Origin of the sequence: Ktedonobacter robiniae (assembly GCF_016587375.1) — a bacterium.
GTDB lineage: Bacteria > Chloroflexota > Ktedonobacteria > Ktedonobacterales > Ktedonobacteraceae > Ktedonobacter > Ktedonobacter robiniae.
Genome location: NZ_BNJG01000003.1, coordinates 1,597,304 through 1,615,508, shown reverse-complemented (window position 1 = coordinate 1,615,508; position 18,205 = coordinate 1,597,304). Strand labels below are relative to the sequence as shown.

General features: G+C 55.7%; 17 protein-coding genes and 1 pseudogene. 7 read left to right on the top strand and 11 right to left on the bottom strand.

Annotated features, from left to right (window positions below):
- The first annotated feature begins 142 nt into the window (after window positions 1-142).
- The gene (locus JMJ04_RS39525; RefSeq protein WP_201375853.1) at window positions 143-721 is read left to right on the top strand and encodes an RraA family protein; all 579 of its coding nucleotides are present in this window, start codon (window positions 143-145) and stop codon (window positions 719-721) included.
- An 81-nt stretch (window positions 722-802) separates the two neighbouring features.
- On the opposite strand, the gene JMJ04_RS39520 is transcribed toward JMJ04_RS39525, so the two are convergent.
- The 3 genes from JMJ04_RS39520 to JMJ04_RS39510 form a co-directional block, all read right to left on the bottom strand.
- Complete coding sequence (locus JMJ04_RS39520) at window positions 803-3,259, bottom strand: xanthine dehydrogenase family protein molybdopterin-binding subunit (RefSeq protein WP_201375852.1); 2,457 nt, start codon at window positions 3,257-3,259, stop codon at window positions 803-805.
- A gap of 199 nt (window positions 3,260-3,458) precedes the next feature.
- The gene (locus JMJ04_RS39515) at window positions 3,459-4,046 is read right to left on the bottom strand and encodes an ATP/GTP-binding protein (protein ID WP_201375851.1); all 588 of its coding nucleotides are present in this window, start codon (window positions 4,044-4,046) and stop codon (window positions 3,459-3,461) included.
- Window positions 4,047-4,089: 43 nt separating this feature from the next.
- Complete coding sequence (locus JMJ04_RS39510; protein ID WP_201375850.1) at window positions 4,090-4,728, bottom strand: uridine kinase family protein; 639 nt, start codon at window positions 4,726-4,728, stop codon at window positions 4,090-4,092.
- A 200-nt stretch (window positions 4,729-4,928) separates the two neighbouring features.
- On the opposite strand from JMJ04_RS39510, the gene JMJ04_RS39505 reads away from it, so the two are divergent.
- Window positions 4,929-5,393 carry a MarR family winged helix-turn-helix transcriptional regulator gene (locus JMJ04_RS39505; RefSeq protein ID WP_201375849.1) on the top strand — a complete coding sequence of 155 codons (465 nt, stop codon included), beginning with the start codon at window positions 4,929-4,931 and terminating at the stop codon, window positions 5,391-5,393.
- A gap of 353 nt (window positions 5,394-5,746) precedes the next feature.
- A complete protein-coding gene (locus JMJ04_RS39500; RefSeq protein WP_236038899.1) occupies window positions 5,747-6,502 on the top strand; it encodes an SDR family NAD(P)-dependent oxidoreductase in 756 nt (251 codons plus the stop codon).
- A gap of 408 nt (window positions 6,503-6,910) precedes the next feature.
- On the opposite strand, the gene JMJ04_RS47480 is transcribed toward JMJ04_RS39500, so the two are convergent.
- Window positions 6,911-7,147: a hypothetical protein gene (locus JMJ04_RS47480; protein ID WP_236039020.1), complete on the bottom strand. Its 237-nt coding sequence runs from the start codon at window positions 7,145-7,147 to the stop codon at window positions 6,911-6,913.
- Between JMJ04_RS47480 and JMJ04_RS39495 the strand changes: the two are divergent.
- From JMJ04_RS39495 to JMJ04_RS39485, 3 genes and pseudogenes are all read left to right on the top strand, one after another.
- A pseudogene (locus tag JMJ04_RS39495) lies at window positions 7,034-8,472 on the top strand (zinc ribbon domain-containing protein). The gene JMJ04_RS47480 and the pseudogene JMJ04_RS39495 overlap by 114 nt on opposite strands.
- Before the next feature lie 242 nt (window positions 8,473-8,714).
- Window positions 8,715-10,031 (top strand): phytoene desaturase family protein, encoded by a 1,317-nt coding sequence (locus tag JMJ04_RS39490; RefSeq protein WP_201375847.1) that lies wholly within the window; start codon window positions 8,715-8,717, stop codon window positions 10,029-10,031.
- A gap of 48 nt (window positions 10,032-10,079) precedes the next feature.
- Window positions 10,080-10,958 (top strand): RNA polymerase sigma-70 factor, encoded by an 879-nt coding sequence (locus JMJ04_RS39485; protein ID WP_201375846.1) that lies wholly within the window; start codon window positions 10,080-10,082, stop codon window positions 10,956-10,958.
- 238 nt (window positions 10,959-11,196) lie between these two features.
- Here the strand turns inward: JMJ04_RS39485 and JMJ04_RS39480 are convergent, their stop codons facing one another.
- From JMJ04_RS39480 to JMJ04_RS39455, 6 genes are all read right to left on the bottom strand, one after another.
- Window positions 11,197-11,919 carry a hypothetical protein gene (locus JMJ04_RS39480; protein WP_201375845.1) on the bottom strand — a complete coding sequence of 241 codons (723 nt, stop codon included), beginning with the start codon at window positions 11,917-11,919 and terminating at the stop codon, window positions 11,197-11,199.
- A 46-nt stretch (window positions 11,920-11,965) separates the two neighbouring features.
- Complete coding sequence (locus tag JMJ04_RS39475; RefSeq protein ID WP_201375844.1) at window positions 11,966-12,121, bottom strand: hypothetical protein; 156 nt, start codon at window positions 12,119-12,121, stop codon at window positions 11,966-11,968.
- Window positions 12,112-13,653 (bottom strand): MFS transporter, encoded by a 1,542-nt coding sequence (locus JMJ04_RS39470; RefSeq protein ID WP_201375843.1) that lies wholly within the window; start codon window positions 13,651-13,653, stop codon window positions 12,112-12,114. The genes JMJ04_RS39475 and JMJ04_RS39470 overlap by 10 nt, the downstream gene beginning before the upstream one ends.
- A 130-nt stretch (window positions 13,654-13,783) precedes the next feature.
- Window positions 13,784-14,713, bottom strand: coding sequence for an SDR family NAD(P)-dependent oxidoreductase (locus JMJ04_RS39465; RefSeq protein WP_201375842.1), 930 nt, complete (start codon window positions 14,711-14,713; stop codon window positions 13,784-13,786).
- 190 nt (window positions 14,714-14,903) lie between these two features.
- Complete coding sequence (locus tag JMJ04_RS39460; RefSeq protein ID WP_201375841.1) at window positions 14,904-15,905, bottom strand: nitrilase-related carbon-nitrogen hydrolase; 1,002 nt, start codon at window positions 15,903-15,905, stop codon at window positions 14,904-14,906.
- Window positions 15,906-16,075: 170 nt separating this feature from the next.
- A complete protein-coding gene (locus tag JMJ04_RS39455; protein WP_201375840.1) occupies window positions 16,076-16,546 on the bottom strand; it encodes a MarR family winged helix-turn-helix transcriptional regulator in 471 nt (156 codons plus the stop codon).
- A gap of 410 nt (window positions 16,547-16,956) precedes the next feature.
- Here JMJ04_RS39455 and JMJ04_RS39450 point away from each other — a divergent pair, with 410 nt between their 5' ends.
- A complete protein-coding gene (locus JMJ04_RS39450) occupies window positions 16,957-17,574 on the top strand; it encodes a LysE family translocator (protein WP_201375839.1) in 618 nt (205 codons plus the stop codon).
- 61 nt (window positions 17,575-17,635) lie between these two features.
- Here JMJ04_RS39450 and JMJ04_RS39445 read toward each other — a convergent pair whose 3' ends face one another.
- Window positions 17,636-18,145 carry a hypothetical protein gene (locus tag JMJ04_RS39445; RefSeq protein WP_201375838.1) on the bottom strand — a complete coding sequence of 170 codons (510 nt, stop codon included), beginning with the start codon at window positions 18,143-18,145 and terminating at the stop codon, window positions 17,636-17,638.
- Window positions 18,146-18,205 lie beyond the last annotated feature (60 nt).

The window sequence follows — 18,205 nt, the reverse complement described above, 5'->3', positions numbered from 1 at the left end:
ATATGATATAGCTTGCCCGGGCGGGCATCTCGGGGCAATCGCAAATATAATAACGGGTAGGCGATGTGGTAGGCGCGAGGCGATATGCAGAAGATGCATATCGCATTATTTAGCTGCTAATAGGGAAAGGCAAAGAAAGCATATGAGAGAGTATCCAGAGTGGCTCTCGGCCACGCTAGCATCTGACGCGAGCGAAGGAAAGGGCGTCCTTCCCAACTATATTCTTCCGCTGTTACCGGGTTCACGCGTCGTTGGCCCAGCCTATGTCGCGCTGATGAGCCAGGATGATAACCTGGCCATTCGCAAAGTGCTGGAAGCACCACCTGAGCCGGGAACGGTGCTAGTCGTCGCGGGTGGGCATGCCTCGCGGACAGCGACTGTGGGTGACCTGCTCGCCCTCGAAATGCAGAATGCAGGACTCGCGGGCCTGATTACGGATGGCCTGGTCCGTGATTCCAGGGAGATTAAAGCACTTGAAGTATTCCGCGTCTGGTGTCGTGGGGTGACCCCTACTGCCTCACGTAAGGACGGTCCGGCAGTCGTGGGTGGGCGCATCACCTTTGAAGAGACTATCGTCCGTGATGGCGATCTGATCATCGCGGATGATGATGGAGTCGTCATCTGGCCCCATGAGCAGATCGAAACACTGCTTACCCGCGCTGAAGCCAGGCTCCAGCAAGATAACGAACGCCTCGCCAGGCTACGAGCGCAACAGCGCTAAGGGTGTCTTACCATGATCATACATGTGGTGTGGTGGGTTGAGTTGCCTGCGGCAACTCAACCCACCACACCACATGTATTTTTACCCGAATTCGGGAGCTTCGTTGGAGGCCTTGACCTCTGCCTGGAAGACTGAGGGGAGCACAGGATCTTCGTCTTTCAAGATACCCTGATACGCGGACTGGATCAGGCTCCAGACCCGCTCAGGTTTGATGGGCATATCGATGTTCTGAATACCTAGCGGTTCCAGGGCATCCAGAACGGCGTTGACGACCGCCGGGGGCGCGCCAATGGTGCCTCCTTCTCCAACACCCTTCACGCCCAGGGGATTGCGGGGCGAAGGCGTCTCGACAAAGGCGGCTTGTATCTCGGGTATGCCCCGCGCGAAGGGCATGGCATAGTCCATGAAGGTACTGGTAAGGAACTGTCCCTCCTGGTCATAGAGCGTCTCCTCGTAGAGGGCCTGGCCAATTCCCTGGGCAACGCCGCCATGAACCTGAGCCTCGGCCAGGAATTCGTTGAGCACGCGCCCACAGTCGTCGACCGCGACATATGCCTCCAGCTTTACCTCGCCCGTCTCAGTATCGATCTCGACGACCGCCAGGTGCGCGCCCGAGGAGAAGGTCGACTCAGGCGAGACAAAGTCACGCCAGGCAGCCAGGCCCTCGATAGGAACGCCATTTACAGGATTAGGGGCATCATGCTCAATCAGCTCAGGCTGCGCCTCAACCATCCTTGCCAGTTCACCCAGACGCAACACGCGCGCCGGGACGCCCTGCACCATCACCTGTCCATCTTCCAGCACCAGGTCCTGTGGAGAAACCTCCAGCGTCCGCGCCGCCACCTGCAAGGCCTTCTCACGCACAGCCTGAGCAGCGAGCAGCACCGCCGAGCCAGAGGTCTGAGTGGTGCGACTACCAAAGGTGCCAATGCCAAAGGCCGGCAGAGAGGCGTCGTTCATCTGAACTTCAACGTGCGACATAGGCACATTCAGCTCTTTCGCCACGATCTGGGCAAAGGCAGTGAAGTGTCCCTGGCCATTGGAAGCCACGCCGCTCTGCACCAGGATAGTGCCATCAGACCGAATGCGTACTGTGGCAGCCTCCTGGGGAATACCAGGCCTGATCGGCCCCATGCTCCCGCCAGAGTTTTCGATGAAGGTTGCCAGCCCGATGCCTAATAGGTGCTTGCTCTCACCCTGGGAGCGCTGCTCGCGCTGCTTCGTACGCCAACCAGTATAGTCTGCGAGGGTCAGCAAGCGCTCCAGGCCAGCCTGGTAGTTGCCGCTCTCATAGCTCATGCCCATGACTGTCCGATGAGGAAAGTCGTTCGCGGCGATAAAGTTCCGCTGTCGCACCTCGGCGGGATCGAACTTTAAGATATGTGCGATGCGATCCAGTGTGCGTTCCAGGATATATGCCGCCTCTGGTCGGCCCGCGCCTCGGTAGGGCGCGGTCGCAACCTTATTAGTGTAGACGCCAACCATCTGTACATCAATAGCCTGTACCTGGTAGGGGCCACTCAGCAGATAGGCCGTGCCATGCGGAACCATAGCGGTAATCGCGGCGAGAAAAGCCCCCAGGTCTGCTACCGTATGCACACGTAATCCAAGCAAGCGACCATCGCCTTGGAAGGCTGCTTCGATATAATTGATCTGCCCTCGTCCCTGCGTCTGCGCCTGCAAATTCTCGCTGCGGCTCTCGATCCATTTCACTGGCCGTCCATACCTGACGGCGAGCGCGGCAGCAACCAGCTCCTCGCCCACAAAACCCGCCTTGGAGCCAAAGCCCCCACCCACCTCGGCATTATACACATGAATCTTCTCGCGAGCGATGTGCAGGAAATGCGCCAGGGTATCTCTGGCGCGGTAGATGGACTGTGAAGATAACCAGGCTGTTAGCTCGCCCGTTGCGGGATCAAAGTCAAATAGGCATCCACGTGGCTCAAGCGAGCTAGGGGCGATACGCTGGTTCACAACGCGAAAGCGCGTTGTATGCTCAGCCTGGGCAAAGGCGGCCTCGATATCACCCCCGCTAGCATGCGTCTGCACGGCGATGTTTGAGCCAAATTCTTCATAGAGCAGGGGAGCACCAGGCGCGAGTGCCTCCTCGGGATCGCTTACGGCTGGCAGGGGTTCATAGCTGATATCGACCAGGTCGCGCGCATCGGCTGCAAGGGCTGGACTCTCTGCGAGCACGACCGCCACGGGATCACCTACATAGCGTACTCGTTGCAGAGCCATGGGACGCCGCTGCGGCTTCTTCAGGCCTGGCATAGGCGCGGGTTCGAGGATGGGCATATCACTCACCAGCTCCTCACCCGTAAATGCTCCCACGACTCCCGGTAGCGCTCGCGCCGCCTCCACATCGATCTGCCCAAGCATAGCGTGGGCATAGATGCTGCGCACAACCGCCATATGCAGGGACGCCGGTCGCCCCTCCGGTAGGCGTATATCATCGACGTAATGGGCGCGCCCGGTAATAAGCGCGAGGTCTTCTCTACGCAGTCCATCTGCTGCAAGCATATCCTGTTTTCCCATAAGAAAGACAACCTTCTCTTTGGCTCACTAACAGGTACATTCGTTCATCTAACATACTAGATGATCTTTCCTCTCCCATTATGTACGATGCGCATTCCAACGGCAACCAGGTAACCACGGTGCTCTGTAGAGCCTGTAAAGAATATTCCCCAAAACGCATTAATCCGCTAAGCACACCCAACTTTCAAGGTTGATTTTGCTACCCTGGCAGCTTAATTTTTTCCTCCTCCTGGAAAGCTTTGAGGATTTCATCGATCCTACGACATCGCTCTTGAAATGTCCCATTGAGGAGTTCATATGGAAGAGATGTCTCCTCAAAGAAATGGATAAAAGCGTCATGGAATTGCTGTCTTGTATCGAGATCTTCCTGCCGAATACCATCTATCACATAGTCTACACCAACTGGATCGAGTAAAAGCAGTTTGGAGTAGGTAGAGGACCACGTTTGTACTCTCTCAAAGAGCTTGTTTGCGCCCAGTTTATCACCGCAGGCTCTTACATAGACGACTGCGTCAAGCACAGACCTGTCGCAGAAGAGAAGATGTGCTCCAGTTGCATACGCCTCCTGCTCGTTTCTGAGGGCGAGAAGCTGAATTTTTCCTTGTGTCTCAACAGAGAATCGATCAGAGGTCGCATGATTTGCGAAAAACATTCTTGCCGCTTCCGCAACGAATGCCACTCCTGGATCATTTTTGAATGTCTCTCTGTACCGTTCTAGTAACGTTGTTTTGCCCACACAACTTGTGCCAATAAAGGCAATTTTCATCTGGCGCTTTCTTCCTGACATCTCGTACTGCAGCCTCCATTAGCGACGAAAATAAGAAGAGGCTTTACAGAAAAAAACACTCTCGCGTCTCCTCATTTGCCTCCACCACAAAATTGGCCTCCCGCATCTGTGAGAGTCCCCAGCGCTGTTCGCCCAGCGAGACAAAATGGTAGCGCTTCTCAAACTCCTCGGGTAGTTTTCCACGCTCAACGACATCACGCACACGAGAACGCGCACGCCGGACCTCTGTCTCGGCTTGAATATACAGCGACACAAACGAATCCGTCAGTTCACGAAATAAGGGCTCAAAACGGATCGCGTACAACCCCTCGACAATCAGAGGCTGCTCCAGGCCCAGGCTCATCTCCTGCTCGCCCACCTTGCGGTTCTCCACGAAACTGTAGTGAGGAATCTTTGCATGGCCTGTGCGCAGCAGCTCGCATATATCCTGCTGCATACGCTCTACGTTATAAGCCTCTGGACTCTCCCACTGCGGCACCAGCCCATACTTTTCATCGTACTCTCTCACCACCTGCTCCTCATCCACGTAATAGTGATCCATCGAGAGCAGGGCCGCGCCCAGATAGCGCGCCAGGGCCAGGGAGAAGGTAGTCTTGCCCGAGGCAGCAGGACCAGCAACCAGATACAAACGTTTCGCAGGTAGTTCCGCCACTCGCGATAGCAGTGTTGGCATAGACAACATATACAGCTCCTTTGCTTACATAGAGGCATAGCATAATCTTTTATTTAGACAAACTCATAGCCAGGGATCAAGATCGCACCCGGAAAATTTCAGCTCCAAACAAATATAACATTCTAGGGCATGTATTTGCATTTGTCTATACGAATTATGTGGAATGCAGGAACTTGACACGGCAAAAATAGGGGTATATACTCCTATCCATGGAAAAGGAAAGACATGAACTCGATACAACGGCCTTGAAGGCGTTCGCAGAAGCGTGTGCTTGTTCACAGGTGCGCAAGGCTGCACGTGTGATTACACAATTCTATGATCGGTGCTTGCAACCGACCGGATTACGCATGACTCAACATACCGTGTTGGTGGTGATTGCACTCTCAGAACAAGAAACGGTGATGCACCTGGCTGAGAAATTAGCTATGGATCGAAGTGCGCTTGCCCGTGCGTTGAAGCCGCTTGAAAGCCAGGGCCTGGTGACCGTTGAAGCGGGGAGTGATCGACGGACGCGAGTGGTACGCCTGACTGAGCAGGGGCGCCAGGCGCTGATAGAGGCTCATCCCTATTGGCTGCAGGCGCAAAAGCAGGTGATGGCCCACTTCGGCGAGCAGCAGACGCAAGCCCTGCTTGCTGAACTGAAAAAAGTTGAAGTGTTGGAGCTATTGCTCTAGTTTTTGCCAAAAAGGGGTATATGCACCCTTTAAAAAAGGCGAAGATGCCTGCGCTTGCTGACTGGTGTGCTCATCCTGGTTCTGGAGACAGGAACCCACGATGATATACGCTGGTGACAGCATACAGATCTATGATCCTGTTCTCAACGGTTCGAAATTTTAGGAGAAAGCGAGCCTATTGTATCGATTTTTCTTTTTTTCTGATAGGGGCATATGTCCCTTTTTGTGAAGCACTGAGGTCATTTCAGTCCTATTCCAAGTCTTCAGGACGTGTTCTGACATCTGGAGGGGTGGAAATACATTCTCTCGATGAGAGGTCAAAAAATACAAAGAGCAAAATGGAGCAGAGAACCATGACACAGACATTGAGTGGGAAGGTGGCATTGGTCACCGGCGGATCACGTGGCATTGGAGCAGCAACAGCGCGTGCCCTTGCTGAGCAGGGAGCCGATGTTGCCATTAGCTATACCAGCGCGTCCTCGGCCACGAAGGCGGAGACTCTTCTTCGTCAACTCAAGGAGCTGGGAGTGAATGCTATCGCTTTTCGAGCAGATCAGGCTGATCCCGTTCAGGTTACAGGCTTGATCGATCAAGTTGTTGCGTATTTTGGACACCTTGATATCCTGGTCAATAACGCCGGGATCCTGGCTTTTGGGGAGATAACCGATCCACAGAGGGATGAGGCCACCTTTGAACGGTTGATGGCGGTCAACCTTGCCAGCGTGGCAACGGGAGTGCGTGCTGCGGCGCGCGTGATGGGTGAGGGAGGACGGATCATCTCGGTGAGTTCCTGGTTTGCCTCTCGGACGGGAATACCGGGTATTGCGGATTATAGCGCAACGAAGGCGGCCATTGCCGGGTACACCCGAGGGTGGGCACGAGACCTTGGACCCAAGGGGATCACCGTCAATGTGGTCCAACCGGGAGCCATAGACACGGATATGAACCCGGCAGATGGCCCGTTCTCCCCCGGAATTGTCTCAACCATCGCCCTTGGTCGTTACGGTCGGCCTGAGGAGATTGCGGCGGCAATCGTCTTTCTCGCTGGTCCTTCAGCTTCCTACATTACTGGCACATCCCTGACTGTCGATGGGGGGTTGCTGGCGTAGGTAAGACGGCAAAGTTGCTAGTACGATACCCAGTCATCACGTCGTCAGCTCTAGAATTGACGACGTGATGGCCCCCGATACGGTTGGCAATCACCAGACCCCATGAAGAACATCCTGACTTTCCTATGGAGAACACGAGTGCAAAGTAGGCTGCGTACTCCGTTGACGGGGATCAAAGGCAATCTGCAGTTACCGCAGCGCCACTTAGAGCGGTTGAAGCGCAATCTGGAGCAACAGCCCTAGTGCATTAATGAGCACCTTGACGCAACGGGCTTTAGCCCGCTGCAAACTGTGCCGTTTCAACGGCGGCAGTGAGGCGTGTCCCGGCTTTAGCCCTTGCATAGCACAATATAGAACGTATGTTTGACACCTCCAACGTATTGGAGTTTACTCTATAAGAGACACAATCTATTTTTTGAGAGAAACAGACGAAACATGGCAAAAGCCACGAAAACCATCAGGCAAGCGTTGCAGTATCCACCCCAGTTCGCCCACGCCTTTACAGAGCATCAGGCGCTCTACAACCGTATCGTGGCCTTTTACTTTGAGGTCATCCAGGCCCATGAAGGCATCCTCTCTCTCAAGAACAAGGAGGCCCTCACCGCCCTGGAGCATCTCACCCATGCGACGGAGAAGAACCCCCATCCCCTTGTGCCCCTCTCCGATCTCGCTCCAGATCTCCCGCGATGTTCCGCCGCGCCGCCATCAATGCGGCCCTTGGCTCCGCTCGCGCCTTTTTCTCCTCGCTCAACACATGGCGCGTTCGCAAAGAGAAACACGAGGCCAAACCATGCAAAAAGGGCAAGAAGAAGCTGCCGTTCAGAGAGCGGCCACCGGTCCCGCCGCGCACCTGGAACCGATCCGCGCCCTTCTATGCGGGCTTGTGGGAAGAACGCACAGGCCACTCCATCATGCTCAAAGTGTGGACTGGCTCGTGCTGGTCCTGGCTCAAAATAGGGACGCTTCCTCGCGATCTTCCCCAGGGATATGCCCTTGCAAGCCCGTCCCTGGTTTGCAAGGGCAACCGCTGGTGGTTGCATACTCCCATCGAGAAAGCGTTGGAGACCCCCACCAAGGTGGTTGAACAGATCGCCTTCAAACAAACCTGTCTCTGCGCGGTCGATGTGAACCTCGACCAGCATCTCGCCGTGTGCACCGTTCAGACCGTCGAAGGCACCATCCTGGCCACTTCCTTCATTGGAAATGGCACAGCGATAGCGGGCTTTAGGAAGCGATTGCTCGGACGGATTGCACGCAACCGATCTCAGACGGGCATCATTGCCCAAGGGGAACAGGACAATGTGGCTCTCTGGCGCAAGATCAGGCACCTTGATGAGCACATCGAGCACCAGGTGAGCGCCCGCATTATCCAGTTCGCCATCGAGCAGCAAGCAAGCATCCTGGTCTTCGAGCATCTGGGCAACCTGCGCCCGGAAAAAGGGAGGTATTCGCGCCGCAGCAACCTCAAACGCGCCTACTGGATGAAAGGGCGCATCTTCAAGTATGCAAAGTACAAGGCGTGGAACGCCGGGGGAATCATCACCTGCCGCGTCAATCCGCGCCATACGAGTCGGCAATGCCATCGCTGTCACGCGCCCGTCATTCGCTACAATGAGGGCGAGCCGGTTGAGGGATACACACCCGGCGCGGCGCTTTGCCTGTGCCCACAATGCCAGATGCGCGACCATGCCGACCGCAATGCCAGTCTGAGAATCGGGCAGCGCTTGATCGAGCGCGACCAAGAACCGTTGAAAGAAAAGCCACATGCTCGTTCGCGACGTGCGACGAGGGGGTCGAAAGACCCAGGTGTTGGGATCTCCCAGGATGCCGAAGGCGAAGGGCAACCATCTATTGCTCAAGCCAGGCAAGGAGATCACACCAACGGGCCTGGCACCGCCCAGGGGGGATTGCGCCGGATGGGTATGCTCCCCTCAGATATGGCGACCACACTACGCCTCCATTTTGAGTAGTCCCTACGGGATATGTCTCACAGAAGCGATTACGGAGCCGTGTCAGAAGCTGCTGGGATTTAGCCCATGCGGAGTGTCACAACATCTCACAGTGGCAACAACGAAATGCACGAAGCTAAGCTTCGAGGCAAAAATCGTCAGTGTTGAGATTCTGGCCTGTATTTTGTCACAAATGCCAACCCTGTTCTGTCTAGTGTGCAACAAATCGCTATATTGAATAGTTGCAAAAGGAGCACACATATATGGAGTCGAATGTTGAAACGCAGACAAAACAAGCTGATGTCATTATCGTTGGTGGCGGGCTTGCCGGATTGACCGCGGCGTGCTACCTGGCACGGGCTGGCATTGACGTGATGGTATTTGAGAAGTCAGCGAGACTGGGCGGACGGGCGACCACCCAGATGCATGACGGATATTCGTTTAACCTGGGCATCCATGCTCTGTACTCGGGTGGAGAGGCCTCGGAGGTGCTGGGAGAACTGGGCATTCCCCATAGCGGCCATAGACCAGGAGAGGTGCACGTGCTGCGCGCGGGCAAGCTGCACATCGCTCCGCTTGATACGCTAACGCTGCTGCGAACCGATGCTTTGAGCTTTGCTGACAAACTGGAACTCATGGGCATCTTTGCCAGGATAGCTGGCCAGAAGCCGGAGGAGTGGCGGACAATAAGCGTGCATGAATGGCTGGAGCGCAATACGAGGCGCCCACAAGTGCGCGAGTTCATGGCAGCAAACGCCTGCACCGGCGTCTATAGCTCGGCACTTGATCTGGTGAGCGCGGATGTGCTGATCAAAAGGACGCAGATCTTGCTCAAGAATCCGATATTGTATATTGACGGCGGCTGGCAAACGCTGGTGGATAAACTGCGCACGGCGGCGGCGCAGGCAGGAGCACGCATTGTAAGTGGGTGCCGCATCGAGGCTGTAGAGCGGGTAGAGGACCGGGTAGTGGGTGTGCGCTTGCACAGTGATGAGATCGTGCGTGCCTCGGCAGTTATCGTCGCGACCAGCCCCCGCGACGCGGTAAAGCTGGTGGACGGCGGGAATTATCAGCCATTACGCGAGATTGTCGAGCCCCTTGTTCCAGCACGGGTGGCCTGCCTGGATGTCGCTTTGAGTCGCCTGCCAGATCCGCGCTACACAGTTGTGCAGGACCTGGAGCGTCCACGCTTTATGTCGATACAATCCGTCTACGCACGGATCGCGCCCCAGGGAGGAGCGCTGATCCATACGTTCAAGCAGCTCGACCCCCTGCACCTGGGCGACCCGCGCGAAGATGAGCGGGACCTGGAGAACCTGCTGGATACCGTGCAGCCGGGATGGCGTGATGTGCTGGTCAAGCGTATGTACCTGCCGCACATCGAGGCGATCGGCATGCTTCCCACAGCCCAGAACGGCGGCTATGCCGGGCGACCAGGTTCACGCGTACCGAGCCTGAGCAATCTCTATCTGATTGGCGATTGGATCGGTGAGGGCTTCCTAGCTGATCCCAGTTTCGGTAGTGCCCGCCAGGTTGCGCAATTGTTGCTACGCGAGGCAGCAGCGCCAGTTGTTAACTGAAGTGATAGGAGGTAAAATAGGGTAAAAGCTTAGAGGTCAGATAGAGCCGTGAACACATCTGAAACCACCACACAAATATTCGAGCAGTACCGGGTACTGCTCTTTTCCATTGCGTATCGTATGTTAGGCAGCGCTACGGATGCTGAAGATATTGTTCAGGAGGCGTTTTTGCGCTGGATGCAGGAGGCCAGAGAGGTACAATCTTCCAGAGCTTACCTCTCGACTATTGTGGTGCGGCTCTGCATCAACCAACTGCGCTCAGCCAGAGCGCAGCGCGAAGTATATGTTGGCCCGTGGCTGCCGGAGCCAATCGCCACGGACCTCCGGCCAGAGCTGGTTGATACAACCGTTCTGGCCGAATCGCTCTCGTTCGCTTTTCTGATCATGTTGGAGAAGCTTGGGCCGCTGGAACGAGCGGCGTTCTTGCTGCACGAAGTCTTCGAATATCCATATAGCGAAATTGCCGTTATTGTAGGGAAAAGCGAAGCCAACTGCCGCCAGATCTTTCACCGCGCCCAGCAGCACCTGGGAGAGCGCAGCCCGCGCTTCAACGTTTCCCCTGAGCAGCAGGAACGCATTACCGATCAGTTCATGCGTGCCAGCAACGGCGGCGACATGCAGGGATTGCTAAGCCTTCTGACCGAAGACATTGTCTTCACCGGCGATAGCGGCGGCAAAGTTCGCCTTGGACACAGAGTTCGCGGACGCGACAAGGTGGCACGCGGCTCTATTGCCGGTCTACGCCCGCTGCTATCGATCATGCAGTCGCGCAGAGAAGAGGTCAATGGCCAGCCCGCCATCGTTGGCTATGTAGATGGCCGTCCCTACGGCGTCCTGCTGCTCGATATTGAAGGCGAGCGCATTCGGAATATCTACATCGTGGCCAACCCTGATAAATTACGCTGGTTACAAAACAAAACACGGTAATCGCCCATCGCGCTGTCGCTACACATCTTCCTTTGATGCTGCAAGCTGGGGCTCCCGGACTGAGCCCCAGCAAAACCTTCAGCTTTAAGTGATAGGATTGCATTGTCAGGTTGATATGCTCTCTGTCGACCTACTCCCTAAGATACTTCATCCCCTTATTGTGCAAATCCGTTCCGTTGTTCCCCAGAAGCCTGTATTCTTCCGTTAAAAATACACCAAAGGGCCTCTTGAAAATGCATTAGGTCGTGAGCCGGAAATGACTCAGATCGATCGAGACCAGCAGCAGATCGCGAATCGGTTTCAGACCTGGCCCACGCACGTACGCACGGCGCCTGGCCGGAAAGCGGAGCCCCTCGACCTCCACAATGTCGGAGACGTATTGCGCCGTCGGAAAACCACCTGCCACATCAACGTGGTAGTCGTGCCGACGCAGAAGGAAATCGTCGCCGAAGTAGAAGTCCTGTTCTTTGCTATGGCTGGCGATCGCGTCCGGAAACCGCGCACGCAACCCGCGCCAGAGCTCCCCACCTTCTTGCCAGGGCGCGATTTCAGCGACCTCGAAGCCGGGCATAGCCAGAAGGAATGGCGTCGTGAGGTAGGTCCACATTGCATAGCCGTTGAAGTAGGCACGCTGAAGCGGATCCCATGGCGTGTTCATCGCGTGGCCGACGAAAGAGGCCCTTGGATCGAGGCGCTCGCTGACAACGGCACCCATGGTGGTTTCGATCGCGATCCGATCGGGCGTGAAAGCGGTGTGCCAGTCCGGCTGGCCGAACGGGCTGACGGACGCAGTTTCCTCGTGAAGCGTGACCGTCTCCTCACGAGGATTGGGATCCTGCTCGATACCCTTCATCGGCCACAAGCCCCCGCCGGTGACGATGGTAGCGGTTACCCCCTTGAATGTGTTCCAGCGATCAAGGCCGCCATGTGCGGCAATGGCACGTGCGAGAAGGTCGTGCATGTGTTCCTCCTAGAATCGATAGAAAAAATACTCTCTTCTCACGATATCAATAGGTTGTTAGATAAGCAACATGAAACATTGCATTATGTAGATTAATCAATCCAAATTGCTCGACGATTTCTTGCAATTCTTGTATGGTAGTCATCTGTTCTCTCTCCTTTGCCCAGTCATATTGAGCCTCTCCTATAGTAATCAATCCCATATGATTTCTCCTTCTGAGGAAACGGACAGCCGCGGCTCTTGTTCCTGGGTAGGCGTGGTGATCCCTTTTTTGCGTGCCTGGGCGCGCACGAGAAAGACCAGGATCGCCGCCCCGCAGCAGAGGAGGAGGCAGACAAGCGCAATCAGTTTAAAGCCCTGAACAATACTGCTTTCGAGCACCAGGCGACTCGCGCCCTGACCGAGGACACGAAACTGAGCAGCGGCTGTCCGGCTGGCGACAAGAGACGCGGGAATGGTGGCATTGACATGAAAGAGATAGACCTGGCTCAGGACCGCAACCCCGAAGGCTGTGCCGATATTGCGAGCCATTCCGATCGTGCCGGATGCCAGCCCTGACAACTTCTTGGGAACGGCACTCATAACGGTGAGGGTAGCACATGACGAAAACACAGGAATTGCCAGACCACGCATGAGAAACGCTGGCAGCAATCCATTCACATAGGTGCTCTGGAGCGAGAGCGCCACCATCACAAAGAGAAAACTGAGCCCATTCAGCAGTAACGCCAGGATCAGGAAGACATCTAACCAGGCTTTGGCTCGCTGCGCGAGGATTCCGGCCAGCGGGGTGAGTACGACAATCAGGCCCGTCGCGGGTAAAAAAGCTAGACCACCTTGCAGCGGAGAGAATCTCCAGGTATTTTGCAGGAACAGGCTCCAATAGGGTTGCGATCCAAAGAGCGCGGCTGAGAAGAAGAAGAAACTCAAACATCCCATGACAAACGGGACGTTGCGAAACAACGCCAGGTCAATGAGCGGCCAGCGGACCCGCCGTTCGGTGACGACGAAGAGCACCAACAGAACGACCTCGAGCAGGCCACTTCCTATGACCACCCTGATTGTCCACCCCTCATCAGCTGCCTGCGTCAAGCCAAAGAGCAGGAAGAGCAGGCCGCTGGAGAGGAGTAACAGGCCGAGCCAGTCCACGGGTATTCTCTCGCCTACCTCGCGTTCCTCTGGGACAAAGAGCACGGTCAGCATGAGGGCGAGGATGCCGAGAGGAATATTTACGAAGAAGATCCAGCGCCAGCTTTCCCCTTGCACCAGCAATCCGCCGAGGACTGGACCGGCAATCAGTCCCAGACCGGAGATGCCTCCATAGATGCCAATCGCCAGACCATGCTCATGCGGAGGAAAGGCACGGATAATGATCGAGAGCGTGCCGGGCGTCATGATCGCCGCGCCAATGCCCTGGATGACGCGAAAGGCAATCAAGGCTCCAATCGTCGATGCCAGGCCACAGGCCAGAGATGCTCCACTGAAAATCGCCAGTCCTGCCAAATAGACCGCTTTCTGCCCCCACAGATCGCCGATGCGACCGATCCCCATCGGCAGCACGCCAATCATGAGCACATAGCCGGAAATGGTCCAGGAGACAGTGCTCAGTGGGGTATGAAAATCCTGTCCGATGGTCGGCAGGGCCACATTGACAATAAAGAGATCGATATAGAGCATCAGCAGCCCAAAACAGGCGGCGAACAAGGTTAGCCATTTAGATGGGGGTCGTTGTTTCATAGAAGTCTCCAGATGTTTTTACGGAAAGCGCGAATTTGGCCTATTCCCAACTGTTCAGTATTTGACTGGAATCGGGAAGGATGACGATACCGCATTCGCGTCCTCCGGTCCCTACACGCTCATTGAACCCTCAAGCTGTGGTTTCAGGCCGCGTGAATTCAGCGGCATGGAGCTTCACGAAGTCGTGCACGCTTGTCGGCATCTCGCCGGTGAGCTTGAAAAAGTCGTCAGACATACGGTCGTAACGCCCCTGCGCATGGAGGTCGGCCATCACCCCGAGATGGTTGACGACATGAGGAGGCACCCCTGCCTCCCGAAGCGTATCGGTCCACTGAGGGAGCGGCACGTCGCGATAGCGGATCGTCCGGCCGAGTGCCTCGGAAAAGACACGCGCGTAGTGGTCGAGATCTGCTGACTCACATCCGGTCAGATTGTATACCTGACCGATGTGCGGGACCGGGTCGTCAAGAATGACGGATACAGCGCGCGCCACATCGACAGCTGAGATAGGCGAGGTCTTGCCGCTGCCCATCGGCAGCGCCAGCTCGTCGGCTTCCCGTACGCTCGCAGCGGCGAAGAGCAGGAAGAAGTTTTCGAGGAAGACCGTCGGTCGGACCGTGACGACTGGCAGTCCTGACCATGAGAGTGCCTGCTCCGCCAGCCAGTGCAGCTTTTGCTGCGAGCTGTCTGTGGTCTCAGTGATGCTCATCTGCGAGACCGTCATCTGCGACATGTTCACGAAAGCCTCGACGCCGTGGTGGCGCGCCACCGCAGCGGTGTTGACCGTGGCTTCCAGATACGCCGCAGAGACGGACATGCCGAAATAAATGCGCGCGCACCCTTCGATCGCGCGGTGCATCGAGGCGAGATCCGTCAGGTCGCCCTGTACAACCTCGGCACCGAGCCTGCGCAACACTTCGGCACGCTCATCCTCCCGCCGGACCAGGGCGCGTACCTTATGCCCCTTGGCGAGCAGCAATGCGGTGAGGTTGCGGCCGATAGCACCGAGATTGCCGGCCGCTCCAGTCACAAGGATCGGGCTGTCATGTGTAGATTTCATCGTCATACTCCTTACTTTGTAGTTGGGTCCAGATGGGTTGGGAGGCGTTTGGACTTCGGCGTATTCTCGGGCCTGATCGTCACCGGGCAGGACGCCTCTTGATGGATCCTCGATGTGGGCCGTATGTCTGATGTCTCCCCAACCATGCTGGATCCGGAGCGGCAGGTGGCCGGCTGGACAAACGGCGAGATTACAGGACCTCGATGGTTCTCTCCTCCTCGATAGTCGCGCGCAAGTCCCCAGCCTTCAGGTACGCGGTGCGCTCATGGACGGGCGACACGGGCGTCCGATCGATCAGCAGGCTGAGCAGTTCGGGGCGGCTGTAGTGACCGCGTGCGTCCATGAGTCTCTTACGGTAGTCGATGAGAGAGAAGTCAAGATCTGCAATCACTTCGCCTTCACCAGCTATGAGAGGCTCGCCGATGATCTGGCCTTCCGGGTTCACAATGGCCGTGAAGCAGCCGCCGGAAATCGGCTCGATCGCACACCCCGTATCCTTCATGATCTGGGCCTGCTGATCGGCATCGAGCCACGCCGTCGCGTTGACGACAAAGCAAGCGGATTCGAGGGCGTGCTGGCGGATGCTCACTTCCATCTTCTCCGCGAACCGCGGGCCGGCAAACGATCCGGGATACATCGCCGAGTGGATCTGCTCGCCATCGGCAATGAGCGCGTACCGCGCGAGTGGCTGGAAGTGCTCCCAGCAGGCGAGCTGTCCGATGCGCCCAACGGCGCTCTCGACGGCGCGCAGGCCCGAGCCGTCACCCTGGCCCCAGACTATCCGCTCATTATAGGTTGGCGTGATCTTGCGGCGGCGCTGGATCAGCGTCCCATCCGCGTTGAAGAGCAGCTGCGTATTGTAGATCGAGCCACCATCGCGCTCATTGACACCGATCGAGACGACCATGCGCGCCTCCTTCGCGGCCTCGCCGATCGCATGGGTCTCGGCAGACGGGATCGTGACCGACTCTTCAAGCAGACGCTGATGCTCCTTCCCCAACAGCATGTCGTACGGTGACTGTACGAAGGTGAAATAGGGGTAGTAGGGAATGACGGTCTCGGGGAAGGTCGCGAACTGGACGCCCTGTTTGCCCAGCTCACGGATCTTCTTCACGACCTTCTCGACGGTCCCCTTCCGGCTGTACAGCACGGGGCTGATCTGCACGGCGGCGGCTTTCACGATGGTGCTCATGGTATGTTCCTTTCAAGTTGACATGATGGCTTTGTTCTATTTTTTTGTTGTATATACAACATTATGGACTGCGTTTTTCACAAGGTGGATGTGACAGGGTTCGTTACACTGTGCGTTGTGTATACAACATTTACTGCACTGTACCTTGCATATACAACGCTTTGGGGGGCTTACTCCACGAGTTCGTCAAGCGGGATGCTGTCGGCCACGCCGACGATGGCAGTCACGCCTTCCTCGCCGAGCAACTGTTTGGCTTTCACCTGCGCTGCTCGCCACGCAGGTGCTGCCGAAACCAGTAATTCTTTGCCGGCCTGTGAGAGGACCAGTGGACGGCTTCGACCGCCTTGGTCAGAAACCATTTCCTCGACCCACCCCTCTGTCAGGAGAAGCGCGAGATTGCGTGTCAGGGTCGAGCGCTCCTGGTAGTTGGCACGTCCGATCTCAGCGCGACTTGCTCCTCCAAGCTTCGCAATGAGCACGAGCAATGAGAACTGCGGAGCATTGACGCCGTAAGGCCGAAGGGCCTGATCATACATATTGGTCATGATGCGCGATATGCGGCGCGTGCGTGTGAGCAGGCAATGGCGAGTGATCTCGCCAACCACGCCGGCATCAGCTGTCTCATTCTGGGTGCTCATCATCCTGGTCTCCATATAAAGTGTATACACAGACATACTGTCTGGTCCCTATTATAGTGTATATACAACATACTGTCTGGTCCCTATTATAGTGTATATACAACATACTGTCAAGACCTGGCAAGTGCTAAAACGGTTGCAGACTTTTCCCGCCAACTATGTTATACTCAAGCATAACATGGTAAAAGGATCGGCCAGTAAAGACATGCCTGTGATGCTACTTCTTAGCACAAACACATATATTCAACAGCAACAGAGCCAGCGCCTATACAGGTCTGGTTCTCTGGGCATGTCTTCTCCCACAGCTCCATAGAGCAACATAGCCGCTAACGGCTAAAACCAACGCCAGACCTGAGATATGAGGTCTGGCGTTTTTTTGTTCCCTTTTTCAGCCTCTTGCAAGGAGTATTCAGATGGATATCGTGACCTTCTTCCGCACACTCTTTATTGGTATCTCTATCGCCGCAGCGGTCGGCCCTATGAGCCTGCTCTGCATTCAGCGCACGTTAACACGTGGCTATCTCTATGGCCTGGTATCGGGCCTGGGCATCGCCAGCGCCGATGGGCTTTACGCCAGCATCTCCGCCTTTGGCCTGACCGCGCTCTCCAACCTGCTCATCAACCAGAACTGGTGGGTTCATCTCCTGGGCGGCATCTTCTTAATCTACCTGGGCTGCCGTACGGCACTCACGTCTCCCGCACGCCAGGCAGCTTACAGCGCTACCGCAGCCAACCTACCTGGCGCGTATGTGACGACGCTCCTGCTTACCCTGACCAATCCCATGACCATACTCTCTTTCGCGCTCATCTTCGCGGGCATCGGTCTGGGCACGATGAGTGGACCGCTCTCCGCGCTCGCCATCACACTGACGATATTTCTCGGCTCCCTGCTCTGGTGGCTCATCCTCGTCAGCGGCGTCAGCCTGCTGCGTGAGCGTTTAACCGCAACCTGGCTTTTATGGATCAACCGCCTCTCCGGCTGTGGCATCGCCCTCTTCGGGCTCCTCATCCTGCTCAACATCAAGTTTTAGCTATCTCTCACGAGATGTCTCCCTTCAGGCAACATCTCGAGGGGGACATCTCGTCAAAGTTTTAGTCGTCTAAACCATAGAGTCGGCGATATCTTTGGTAATCATCCGTGATGCGCCTGACAATATCATATGGCTCACCAAATAGCTGGCGCGGACACCATTCCTCACGTATACCCTTTTTCAGATAAATAGTGAACTCAAAACTACCAGAACGTTGCGGTATATCGTTTTCTGTATTCAAGTTAATCTTTCTGATCATGAACAGCCCTAAAAGTGACAGCAAATCATTACCTAATGGTGGTGAAAAGGTTACCGTCATTCTCTCGACCTCTGAATAGTTAATGACAACAACCCTGCGTATAACATCGTTATTCAAAGGGTTGTAATCAATAAAACCTTCAGGCAAGAGCACCAGGATATTATTATCGTGAAATCGCCGCTTTTGGGGACGTATAGCCTTCCATGCCTGCTCTATCTGTCCTGCTTGTACAGCATCTAGAACTGCGCGAGCATTTATAGTAGAGCCGCTATTATTTTTTGTAGGTATTTCCCCTGGCTGTTGCTCCGACATAACATATACGCTTCCTTTACTATTCGCCCTAAAAATAGTTCTGCTTATTAATACATACGT

Coding starts and splice junctions, on each gene's coding strand:
- JMJ04_RS39470 (WP_201375843.1), bottom strand. CDS start 13,653: ATGAAACAACGACCCCCATCTAAATGGCTAACCTTGTTCGCCGCCTGT.
- JMJ04_RS39500 (WP_236038899.1), top strand. CDS start 5,747: ATGACACAGACATTGAGTGGGAAGGTGGCATTGGTCACCGGCGGATCA.
- JMJ04_RS39465 (WP_201375842.1), bottom strand. CDS start 14,713: ATGAAATCTACACATGACAGCCCGATCCTTGTGACTGGAGCGGCCGGC.
- JMJ04_RS39445 (WP_201375838.1), bottom strand. CDS start 18,145: ATGTCGGAGCAACAGCCAGGGGAAATACCTACAAAAAATAATAGCGGC.
- JMJ04_RS47480 (WP_236039020.1), bottom strand. CDS start 7,147: ATGGGGGTTCTTCTCCGTCGCATGGGTGAGATGCTCCAGGGCGGTGAG.
- JMJ04_RS39515 (WP_201375851.1), bottom strand. CDS start 4,046: ATGTCAGGAAGAAAGCGCCAGATGAAAATTGCCTTTATTGGCACAAGT.
- JMJ04_RS39480 (WP_201375845.1), bottom strand. CDS start 11,919: ATGCACGACCTTCTCGCACGTGCCATTGCCGCACATGGCGGCCTTGAT.
- JMJ04_RS39520 (WP_201375852.1), bottom strand. CDS start 3,259: ATGGGAAAACAGGATATGCTTGCAGCAGATGGACTGCGTAGAGAAGAC.
- JMJ04_RS39505 (WP_201375849.1), top strand. CDS start 4,929: ATGGAAAAGGAAAGACATGAACTCGATACAACGGCCTTGAAGGCGTTC.
- JMJ04_RS39475 (WP_201375844.1), bottom strand. CDS start 12,121: ATGGGATTGATTACTATAGGAGAGGCTCAATATGACTGGGCAAAGGAG.
- JMJ04_RS39525 (WP_201375853.1), top strand. CDS start 143: ATGAGAGAGTATCCAGAGTGGCTCTCGGCCACGCTAGCATCTGACGCG.
- JMJ04_RS39510 (WP_201375850.1), bottom strand. CDS start 4,728: ATGTTGTCTATGCCAACACTGCTATCGCGAGTGGCGGAACTACCTGCG.
- JMJ04_RS39460 (WP_201375841.1), bottom strand. CDS start 15,905: ATGAGCACCATCGTGAAAGCCGCCGCCGTGCAGATCAGCCCCGTGCTG.
- JMJ04_RS39455 (WP_201375840.1), bottom strand. CDS start 16,546: ATGATGAGCACCCAGAATGAGACAGCTGATGCCGGCGTGGTTGGCGAG.
- JMJ04_RS39450 (WP_201375839.1), top strand. CDS start 16,957: ATGGATATCGTGACCTTCTTCCGCACACTCTTTATTGGTATCTCTATC.
- JMJ04_RS39490 (WP_201375847.1), top strand. CDS start 8,715: ATGGAGTCGAATGTTGAAACGCAGACAAAACAAGCTGATGTCATTATC.